The sequence below is a fragment of the Thiomonas sp. genome (assembly GCF_034007205.1).
GTDB lineage: Bacteria > Pseudomonadota > Gammaproteobacteria > Burkholderiales > Burkholderiaceae_C > Thiomonas.
On the sequence record NZ_JAVERI010000022.1, the window covers coordinates 25395 to 34875 of the forward strand.

Genomic DNA, 9481 nt, shown 5'->3' on the forward strand with positions numbered 1-9481 from the left:
GATTCAGTCCTCGTGTTGGTGCGGCACTGGGGCACGCGATCGCGGCAGTGGCGCGGATACATACACCTCGCCGCCCCCGGCGCGGAACTCGGCGGACATTTCCGCCATGCCCACTTCCACCGCCTGCTCCGCATCCACGCCCTGTTTGGCGGCATATTCACGCACTTCCTGGGTGATTTTCATCGAGCAGAATTTGGGGCCGCACATGGAGCAGAAATGCGCGGTCTTGAAGGCGTCTTTCGGCAGGGTTTCGTCGTGGAATTCCTTGGCCTTTTCCGGGTCCAGGCCGAGGTTGAACTGGTCGTCCCAGCGGAACTCGAAGCGCGCCTTGGACAGCGCGTTGTCGCGCGCCTGCGCGCCCGGATGGCCCTTGGCCAGGTCGGCGGCGTGCGCGGCGATCTTGTAGGTGACGATGCCGTCGCGCACATCCTGCTTGTCGGGCAGGCCGAGGTGTTCCTTGGGCGTGACATAACAGAGCATGGCGGTGCCAAACCAGCCGATCATCGCCGCGCCGATGGCGCTGGTGATGTGGTCGTAGCCGGGGGCGATGTCGGTGGTCAGCGGCCCCAGGGTGTAGAACGGCGCCTCGCCGCACTTCTCCAACTGGCGGTCCATGTTCTCCTTGATGAGCTGCATCGGCACATGGCCAGGGCCTTCGATCATGGTCTGCACGTCGTGCTTCCAGGCGATCTGCGTGAGTTCGCCTAAAGTGTCGAGTTCGGCGAACTGGGCCTCGTCGTTGGCGTCGGCGATGGAGCCGGGGCGCAGGCCGTCGCCCAGGCTGAACGCGACGTCGTAGGACTTCATGATGTCGCAGATGTCCTCGAAGTGCTCGTAGAGGAAGCTCTCCTTGTGATGCGCCAGGCACCACTTGGCCATGATCGAACCGCCGCGCGAAACGATGCCGGTCACGCGCTTCGCACTCATGGGAATGAAGGGCAGACGCACGCCGGCGTGGATGGTGAAGTAGTCCACGCCCTGCTCGGCCTGCTCGACCAGGGTGTCGCGGAACAGCGCCCAGGTGAGGTCTTCGGCCACGCCGCCCACCTTCTCCAGTGCCTGGTAGATCGGCACGGTGCCGATGGGCACGGGCGAGTTGCGCAGAATCCACTCGCGCGTTTCGTGGATGTGTTTGCCGGTGGACAGATCCATCACCGTGTCGGCGCCCCAGCGAATCGCCCAGACCATTTTTTCCACCTCTTCGGCAATGCTCGACGTGGTGGCCGAGTTGCCGATATTGGCGTTGATCTTCACCAGGAAGTTGCGGCCGATGATCATCGGCTCGCTCTCCGGGTGATTGATGTTGTTGGGAATGATGGCGCGGCCGCGCGCCACCTCGTCGCGCACGAACTCGGGGGTGATGCGCGGCGGGATGGCCGCGCCGAAGCTCTGCCCGGGGTGCTGCTTCAGCAAGCCCGCGTCCTGCAACTGCTCCAGACGCTGATTCTCCCGAATGGCGATGAACTCCATCTCGGGGGTGATGATTCCCTTGCGCGCATAGTGCATCTGACTGACGTTGGCCCCGGCCTTGGCGCGGCGCGGCAGCGGCAGGTGCGCAAAGCGCACCGCATCCAGCCCCGCATCGGCGTTGTGGCGGCGAGTGGTGTCGGAACTGAATGCGGGCAGGCGCTCGGTATCGCCGCGCTCGGCAATCCACGGCGCGCGCAGCGCGGGCAGGCCGCGCGCCAGGTCGATGCTCACCTGCGGGTCGGTGTAGGGGCCGGAGGTGTCGTACACCGCGAAGGGCGGATTCTTTTCCACGCCGAACACCGCCGGGGTGTCGCAGAGCCTGATCTCGCGCATGGGCACGCGAAGGTCGGCGCGGCTGCCCGGCACATAAATCTTGCGGGACGCGGCAAAGGGAGTACGGGTGATGCGTTCGGTCAGCTCGGGGGCATCGACCTTGTAGCGGGATTCGGGCAGTGCAGACATGGTTCCTCCGGGGATGGATGAATGCCTGCCGTTGCACCGGCGCCTTGTTCCCTCCGCAGGTTGGAAGCGCGTTTGAGGCGCATTTCCTAGCCCGATCAGGTTCAGCGGATTCTGCGATCTGCAGTCTCAGCCGGGAATTGCGCCCGGCGCTCCGACAAGCTTGGGCGCAGTATAGGCGCAGCCCCGCATCGCCCTCGGATCAGGGTCGACGCAGCGCACGCGCCAGCGCCGCCAAGGCGTCGAGCACCCCTTGCACACTTTGCGCTGCACGCGCGTCGCGCAGTTCGCCCTGCTCATCGAAGGCCTCATGCGCGCGGCCCAGCGCATATTGCTGCGGCGCCACCAGCATGGCAAAGGCCATCTGCAAGTATTGCCGCAGGGTGTTCATCGCCCGCAGCCCGCCCAGCGGCCCGGGCGAGGTGGACAGCAAGGCGACCGGCTTGTTCGCCGTGACCGCCAGCCCAGCGGGATGTTGCTCGGTGGCGGGAATGCGCGAGAGCCAATCGAAGGCGTTGATCACCAAAGGCGTCGGAAAGCCGTTGTACTCCGGCGTGACCAGCAGCACGGCATCGCTTTCAAGCAGCGCCGCCTGCAGCGCCAGCGCGCCATCGGGCACGCCCTGCACGGCCTCGAGGTCGCCGTCGTAGACCGGCAGCGCCAGAGCGCGCAAATCGAACACACGGGTCTGCAACCCCAGCCGCTCGGCGGCCCGGGCCGCAAAGGCTGCCATTTGGCCACTGAAGGCGCCCGCGCGAGCGCTGCCGGGAAGAATGAGAAGTCGAAGACTGTCCATGGTCGCAACCCTTCTGAAAAGCAAATCGGCAGGCGGCCCCGGAGGACTTCCGGGGCTGCGCGCTTAAGCCGCGATCTGACCGAAACGGCCGCTGTTGAAGTCCTCCATGGCCTGATGAATCTCGGCTTGCGTGTTCATCACGAACGGACCGTAGCCGACGATGGGCTCGTCGATCGGCTCGCCGCTGAGCAGCAGCAGCGTGGCGTCTTCCTCGGCCTCGACCAGCACGCCTTCGCCATCACGACTGAGCAGGCCGAACTGCGCCGAACGCACCACCGCATCGCCGTTCACCTTCACCGTGCCATGCAGTACCACCAGCGCCAGCGTGCGCCCCGCGGCAATGTCGAAGCGGATCTGTGCGCCCGCGTTGAGCCGCACGTCCCACACGTCCATCGGCGTGAATGTGCGCGCCGGGCCGCGGTGCCCGGCATAGGCTCCAGCGATGACGCGCACCCGCCCGGCCGCATCGGGCAAGGCCACGTCGGGAATGTCGGCATTCAGCAAGGTCTGATAGCCGGGCTGCGACATCTTGTCCTTGGCGGGCAGGTTCACCCAGAGCTGCACCATCTCCAGCGTGCCGCCGCGTTCGGTGAACGCCTGGGAGTGGAACTCGTCATGCAGGATGCCGCGCGCTGCCGTCATCCACTGCACGTCGCCCGGGCCGATATGGCCGCCCGCCCCGGTCGAGTCGCGGTGATCCACCTCACCCTGATAGACCATGGTCACGGTCTCGAAGCCCCGGTGCGGGTGTTCGCCCACGCCGCGCGGCTGCTTGGCCGGTGCGAACTGCGCCGGGCCCGCGTAGTCCAGCAGCAGGAAGGGACTGAGCTGCACGCCGTGGCTGTTGTAGCTGAACAGCGAACGCACGGGAAATCCGTCGCCTACCCAATGTTGGCGCGGGTTGCTGTAGATGCCTTGAAGGGTTTTCACCATGTTTCTCCTGTCATCCGGGGCCTCGCCTCGGTCTGACTAAAGAATAGGGGTGGAACGATGGGTTCGGTAGTCGCAAAATTTGCCTTCATCGTTCTATTGATGGAACAATCAGCCCATGCGCGACTTGAATGATCTCTATTACTTTGTCCAGGTGGTGGAACAAGGCGGCTTTGCGCCCGCTGGTCGCGCACTCGGGCTGCCGAAATCGAAACTGAGCCGCCGCATGGCGCGGCTGGAGGCGCAACTGGGCGCAAGGCTGATCCAGCGCTCCACCCGCAGCTTCGTGGTCACCGAACTCGGCCACACTTACTACACCCATTGCAAGGCCATGCTGGTCGAAGCCGACGCGGCCGACGAGGCCATTGCCCGCACCCACGCCGAGCCCTGCGGCGCCGTGCGCATGACCTGCCCCGTCGCCCTGCTCGATGCGCAAGTCGGGGGTATGGTCGCGGCTTTCCTGGTGCGCTACCCGCAGGTGCAATTGCAGCTTGACGCCACCAACCGGCGCGTGGACGTGGTGGCCGAAGGCATCGATGTCGCATTGCGCGTTCGCCCTCCACCGCTCGACGACAGCGATCTGGTGCTGCGCACGCTGGCCGAGCGGGTGCAGGTGCTGGTGGCCAGCCCCGCCCTGCTCGCCCGCACGCAGATGCCGCAGGCGCCAGCCAGCCTGTCCGAGCTGCCCAGTCTGGCCTTAGGCAACCAGCTCGGTCTCACACAGACCTGGGATCTGCACGGTCCTGAGGGCGCGCAGGCCGCGGTGCGCCACCAGCCGCGGATGGTGTCGTCGAGCATGCCTGCACTGCGCGAAGCCGCGGTGGCGGGAGCGGGCATCGTGCAACTCCCCCTGATGATGGTGCAGGCGCAGCTTGCCAGCGGCCAACTCACCCATGTGCTGCCCGGTTGGGCGCCACAGCCAGAGATCATTCACGCGGTATTCGCCTCACGCCGCGGTCTGCTGTCCGCGGTGCGGGCGCTGCTCGACTTTCTGGCCGAGCAATTCAGCCCGACGCGGGAGGGTTGATGCGCGGCAACGCCTGCTGCGCAATCGGCCCGCGCAACTGGCGCAGCAGCGCGCGCAGATAGGGCTGCGCATACTGCCGGTCCTGCGCGCAGGCCGCTGCGGGCAGCGCGCTCCACGGCAGCGCCGGGTGGCGATGGTGGGTGGCGTGATAGTTGAAATGCAGAATCAGCGCCGAGGCCCAGCGCGGCAGATCGAGCTGGCGCGCGTGTCGCACATCGTCTCCCGGCGCATGCAGCGGGGTGGCGTAGTGATAGGCGTTGTCGGTGAGCGAAATCAGCATCCCCCGGCCCAGCAGCGCCAGCAGCAGCATCCAGGCGTGCGGCCCGTAAAGCCACGCGCTGCAGGCGATCAGCGCCAGAGACGCCAGGCTGTCGAGCCGCATCGCGCGCAGGGTATCGGGCTTGAGCAGTTGGCGCTGCAGACTGTCGGCCAGCGATGGCAGGCCCGGCTCGGCAGGCAGACGCTGCGCCAGCCGCAGCAGCAGCGCCGGCGACAACCACACCAGCAGCAACGCGGCGACCTCGCTGGCGTACAGGCCGATGAGCAACTGCGGGTAGTAGCGCCAGGCCGCGGCCCCTCGCGTGGTCGAGGCCGGATCGAACACTTCGCTGCGGTCGATGGCGGTGCGGTTGAATTGATGGTGCTTGAGATGGCCGAAGCGCAGCACGGCGAACGGCGCCGGAAAGCCGATCGCCAGCAGGCGGGAAAGCGCGTCGTTCAGCCGCCTGTCGGGAAGCAGCACGGCGTGGATGCCCTCGTGCAGCAAAGACCAGTAGGAAGTGGTCGCCAGCACGACGATCAACAGGCTCCAGCCCAGCGCGGGCGAGGTGGGCAGCAGCATGGGCAAGCCCATCCACAACCAGACTGACAGTGCCAGTGCCAGTGCGACGAGCAGCAGATTGAGTCGCGCCGGAATGCCGCGAGGGTCGATCGCCGCGTCCGTCATGTTCACCCCATGACTGGCGGCATTGGCGGACCGTACTGCCGCCGCTCGACGAACACCCGGTTCTGCGCCTGTGCCTTCGCCACTTTCTTGAGCTCGACCAGCAGGGCCGAGACTTCTCGGTGCGACTCCACCTCACCCCCTGCCAAGGGCAGAACGCCAAAGGACACGGTGGGAAAGCCAAAGCGCTGCGATTCACCCTGCCGGTTTTTCGCCTCGTACCCGCCGCGCTCGCGCTGATCCGCGTCGAAAAACCGCGGTATTTCGGCGGCAAAGGCCTGCGGCAGCGTCTGCAGGCGGTCGATGGCGTCCGGCTCCGTGCTCACCACGATGAAGTCATCCCCGCCGATATGCCCGACGAAATCGCCCGAGCGCCCAAAGCGCGCCCGCAGCAGATCGGCCAGCAGCAGGATGACCTCGTCGCCGAGCTGGTAGCCGAATGCATCGTTGAAGGGCTTGAAGTGATCGATGTCACCATACGCCACCACGAAGGATCGCCCCGCGGCCAGCAGGCGGTCGATCTGCTCATCGATGGGCACATTGCCGGGCAGCAGCGTCAGGGGGTTGGCGTAGCGCGCGGTCTGAATCTGGAATTCGTTGACCAGCCGCAGCAGATCGCCCACCAGCAGCAGGCCGCGATAGACGCCCTGGTCGGTGACCAGCACGCCCTCGGTGGCATGGCGAAAGCTGGCGTCGGCAATGAGCTGGCTGGCCTGGTGCAGACTGCTGTTCACGTCGAGCTTGAGCACGTCTGCGCTCATCACCTGCGCGCACGGCTTGTTGCCCAGCAGATCGCGCACATGCGGACGCCACAGCCGGTCGGCCAGCACGTAGCGATTGAGAATGCCCAGCGCGCGCTGCTGCGCATCGACCACGGGAATCGACAGCAGATCGGGATGGGCATCGAAGCGCCGCAGCACCTCTTCCAACTGCACCTGCGGCTGCACCGGGGGAATCGGCCGCGCCAGCCCCAGTGCCGACTGTTCCACGCTGCCGCGCGAGGCCAGCGCATACAGTTCGGGCTGCGCGGTCTGGAGCAGGCCCCGCTGCGCCGCCCCCATTTCACGCGACGGCTGCGCCGATGGCCGCTCCAGCACGAAACCCTGAGCGAGCTGCACACCGATCTCGCGCAGCACGCGCAGGTCGCGCGCCGACTCCACCCCTTCGGCCACCACCCAGGAACGGCTGGCCTCGGCCATGAGCAGCATCGAGCGCACGAAGGCCGCCTTGATCGCGTCGTCGGCCAGACCGGCGCAGAACGCACGGTCGATCTTGAGGTAGCGCGGGTGCAGCCGCTGCCAGGCATCGAAGCGGCCAAAGCCTCGCCCCATGTCGTCGAGCGCCAGAGAAAAACCGAGACGGTGCAGATTCTCGGCCTGTTCCAGACCCTTGCCGTCCCTGAACAGATCATCGCTTTTCAGCAATTCGAACACGATGCGCGACGGCGGCAAACCGAGTTTGTGCAGCAGATCGAGCATGGCCTCACTGCCCAGCCAGCCCGAATCCAGCAGGGTCTGCGTCACGTTGAGGAACAACTGGCCGGGCAGCTTCAACCGCGCGAAAGTCTCCAGTGCGGTGCGCACACACCGGGCATCGAGCTCGTATAAACGCCCGTTCTCCCGCGCGGTCCGGAACAGGGCATCTGGCCGCTCCAGCGGCGATCCCTGCGGCCCGCGCGCCAGCGCCTCATAGGCGTGGATCGAATGGCCGCGCAAGTCGAATACCGGCTGCAATTCCATGCGCAACTCACCCCGCAGCAGAATGCGGTCGAGCAGGATGGCGAAATAGCCGATCTGGGGTTGAACGAGAGTAAGCATGGGCCGCCCTGCGCAGGAAAGAGAAGCTCGGTTCTATCCCACACAGATCACATTTTGATGACAGTCGCGCCGTTTTCACATCGTTACATCGCTGCGCCGAAATCCTGCCCTGCAAGAACGAGAAGCCTCCGCCACAATATCGGGCAGGGCCAACTCCCTGATTCGCCCGAAACTTACCCGTAAGGAGGCATCGAAATGGCAAAAATTCTCGTTTTGTATTACAGCACCTGGGGACATGTGGAAACCATGGCGCATGCGGTTGCCGAAGGGGCGCGCAGCGTGCCGGGCTGCAGCGTGGACATCAAGCGGGTGCCCGAAACCATGCCCGCGGAAACCGTCGCCGCCATCCATGCCAAGACCGATCAGGCCGCACCCATCGCCCAGCCTGCCGATCTGGCGGATTACGACGCGGTGATCTTCGGCACACCCACGCGCTTCGGCAATATGTGCGGGCAGATGCGCAACTTCCTCGACCAGACCGGCGCGCTGTGGCAGCAGGGCAAGCTGGTGGGCAAGGTCGGCAGCGTGTTCGCCAGCACCGCCACGCAGCACGGCGGCCAGGAGACCACCCTGACCTCCTTCCACACCACGTTGTTCCATCACGGCATGATCGTGGTCGGTGTGCCCTACGCCCATGCCGGGCTGACGAATATGGACGAGATTTCGGGCGGCACGCCCTACGGCGCCACCACGCTGAGCAAGGGCGACGGCAGCCGCCAGCCCAGCGCCAACGAGCTCGACATCGCCCGCTATCAGGGCAAGCACGTCGCCGGGATTACTGCAAAGCTGTTCGGCTGAAACCGCATGACGCGCGGGGCACTGGCCGCGCCGGCCTGTCGTACCGGCTGCGCAGCCTGCTGCATCGCGCCGTCGATCAACAGCTCCATTCCGGGCATGCCGCAGGGCAAGCCGGCGGGCGTGCCCTGCGTGCAATTGACAGCGGATCTGCGCTGCGCGCTTTTCGGCAAACCTGAACGGCCTGCCTGTTGCGGCGGACTGCAACCCAGCGCGGAGATGTGCGGCGCCAGCCGTGAGCACGCGATGGCGTGGTTGCGCACACTGGAAAGCGAGACGGCTCCCTGACCAGCCACGGCGCCGCGCGATCACGCCGCCAGCGGGGCGCAAACGGCGTCCGTCTGCGCCAGCACTTCCGGCGTGAGCTTGGGCAGCACGGCCAGAGCGCCCAGGTTCTCCTGCAGTTGCGACAACTTCGACGCCCCCAGAATGACCGAACTCACGCGCGGGTTGTGCGCCACCCAGGCCAGCGCCAGTTGCGCCACGCTGCAACCGAGTTGCTCAGCGATGCCTTCGAGCTCGCCCACCGCCGCGTTCCTTTGCGCGTCGACCAGGCCGTCGCGCAAAAAGCTCACATTCTGCATCGCACCCCGGCTGCCCGCAGGCACGCCCTGGCGGTACTTGCCGGTGAGCAGGCCCGAAGCCAACGGGCTCCAGGTGGTGAGCCCCAGGCCGATGTCGTCATACAGGCGGGCATACTCCTGCTCCACGCGATGGCGATGGAACAGGTGGTACTCCGGCTGTTCCATCACCGGCTTGTGCAGATGGTGGCGCTCGGCGATCTCGTAGGCGGCGCAAATCTCGTCGGCGCTCCACTCGCTCGTACCCCAATACAGCGCCTTGCCCTGCTCGATGAGGTTGTGCAGCGCCCAGACGGTTTCTTCGATCGGGGTGTGCGGGTCGGAGCGATGGCAGTAGATCAGGTCGATGAAGTCCAGACCGAGGCGCTTGAGGCTGCCGTCCACTGCCTGCATCAAATACTTGCGGTTCAGGGTGTTACGGCCATTGATGCGCGGCTTCTCGGCGGTACCTGCGTCGAGGGCCTGTTCACGCCATTTCTGCACCCGCGTTGCCCCCAGACGGGGATGGATGCAAGGCGGAGGGCAGGGGCAAGGCAGGTCGCCTTGCCCCTGCCCGACAACGCCGCAGGCGCCCCGTCTGGGGGCAACCCTTCGGGCCGGGGGTCTGGGCGGCGCACTGCCACGTTGCAGTCCGCTTGTGGTGGAGACCACCACGGCGCGGCC

General features: G+C 66.1%; 9 protein-coding genes and 1 riboswitch. Of the genes, 3 read left to right on the top strand and 6 right to left on the bottom strand.

Going from position 1 to position 9481, the window contains the following annotated elements; genetic code table 11:
• Window positions 1-3: 3 nt before the first annotated feature.
• From thiC to RBR52_RS14025, 3 genes are all read right to left on the bottom strand, one after another.
• Window positions 4-1932: a phosphomethylpyrimidine synthase ThiC gene (thiC, locus tag RBR52_RS14015; RefSeq protein WP_320377905.1), complete on the bottom strand. Its 1929-nt coding sequence runs from the start codon at window positions 1930-1932 to the stop codon at window positions 4-6.
• 31 nt (window positions 1933-1963) lie between these two features.
• Window positions 1964-2096: riboswitch (TPP riboswitch) on the bottom strand.
• Window positions 2097-2131: 35 nt separating this feature from the next.
• Window positions 2132-2725: an NAD(P)H-dependent oxidoreductase gene (locus RBR52_RS14020; protein WP_320377906.1), complete on the bottom strand. Its 594-nt coding sequence runs from the start codon at window positions 2723-2725 to the stop codon at window positions 2132-2134.
• 63 nt (window positions 2726-2788) lie between these two features.
• On the bottom strand, window positions 2789-3658 hold the full coding sequence (locus RBR52_RS14025; protein ID WP_413818337.1) for a pirin family protein: 870 nt from the start codon (window positions 3656-3658) through the stop codon (window positions 2789-2791).
• A gap of 115 nt (window positions 3659-3773) precedes the next feature.
• On the opposite strand from RBR52_RS14025, the gene RBR52_RS14030 reads away from it, so the two are divergent.
• On the top strand, window positions 3774-4682 hold the full coding sequence (locus RBR52_RS14030) for a LysR family transcriptional regulator (protein WP_320377908.1): 909 nt from the start codon (window positions 3774-3776) through the stop codon (window positions 4680-4682).
• Here the strand turns inward: RBR52_RS14030 and RBR52_RS14035 are convergent.
• Both RBR52_RS14035 and RBR52_RS14040 read right to left on the bottom strand, forming a co-directional pair.
• Entirely contained in the window at window positions 4660-5628 is a 969-nt protein-coding gene (locus RBR52_RS14035; RefSeq protein WP_320377909.1) for a fatty acid desaturase, read from the bottom strand. The two genes, RBR52_RS14030 and RBR52_RS14035, sit on opposite strands and share 23 nt — an antisense overlap.
• 2 nt (window positions 5629-5630) lie before the next feature.
• Complete coding sequence (locus tag RBR52_RS14040) at window positions 5631-7442, bottom strand: GGDEF domain-containing protein (RefSeq protein WP_320377910.1); 1812 nt, start codon at window positions 7440-7442, stop codon at window positions 5631-5633.
• Between the two features lie 195 nt (window positions 7443-7637).
• Here RBR52_RS14040 and wrbA point away from each other — a divergent pair, with 195 nt between their 5' ends.
• Window positions 7638-8240 (top strand): NAD(P)H:quinone oxidoreductase, encoded by a 603-nt coding sequence (wrbA, locus tag RBR52_RS14045; protein ID WP_320377911.1) that lies wholly within the window; start codon window positions 7638-7640, stop codon window positions 8238-8240.
• Between the two features lie 6 nt (window positions 8241-8246).
• Window positions 8247-8525 (top strand): YkgJ family cysteine cluster protein, encoded by a 279-nt coding sequence (locus RBR52_RS14050; RefSeq protein WP_320377912.1) that lies wholly within the window; start codon window positions 8247-8249, stop codon window positions 8523-8525.
• A gap of 20 nt (window positions 8526-8545) precedes the next feature.
• On the opposite strand, the gene RBR52_RS14055 is transcribed toward RBR52_RS14050, so the two are convergent.
• Window positions 8546-9301 (bottom strand): aldo/keto reductase, encoded by a 756-nt coding sequence (locus RBR52_RS14055; protein WP_413818338.1) that lies wholly within the window; start codon window positions 9299-9301, stop codon window positions 8546-8548.
• Between the last annotated feature and the right edge of the window lie 180 nt (window positions 9302-9481).

Bases quoted from the DNA above. Each gene is read 5' to 3' on its own strand.
- thiC (WP_320377905.1), bottom strand. From the start codon at position 1,932: ATGTCTGCACTGCCCGAATCCCGCTACAAGGTCGATGCCCCCGAGCTG.
- RBR52_RS14020 (WP_320377906.1), bottom strand. From the start codon at position 2,725: ATGGACAGTCTTCGACTTCTCATTCTTCCCGGCAGCGCTCGCGCGGGC.
- RBR52_RS14025 (WP_413818337.1), bottom strand. From the start codon at position 3,658: ATGGTGAAAACCCTTCAAGGCATCTACAGCAACCCGCGCCAACATTGG.
- RBR52_RS14030 (WP_320377908.1), top strand. From the start codon at position 3,774: ATGCGCGACTTGAATGATCTCTATTACTTTGTCCAGGTGGTGGAACAA.
- RBR52_RS14035 (WP_320377909.1), bottom strand. From the start codon at position 5,628: ATGACGGACGCGGCGATCGACCCTCGCGGCATTCCGGCGCGACTCAAT.
- RBR52_RS14040 (WP_320377910.1), bottom strand. From the start codon at position 7,442: ATGCTTACTCTCGTTCAACCCCAGATCGGCTATTTCGCCATCCTGCTC.
- wrbA (WP_320377911.1), top strand. From the start codon at position 7,638: ATGGCAAAAATTCTCGTTTTGTATTACAGCACCTGGGGACATGTGGAA.
- RBR52_RS14050 (WP_320377912.1), top strand. From the start codon at position 8,247: ATGACGCGCGGGGCACTGGCCGCGCCGGCCTGTCGTACCGGCTGCGCA.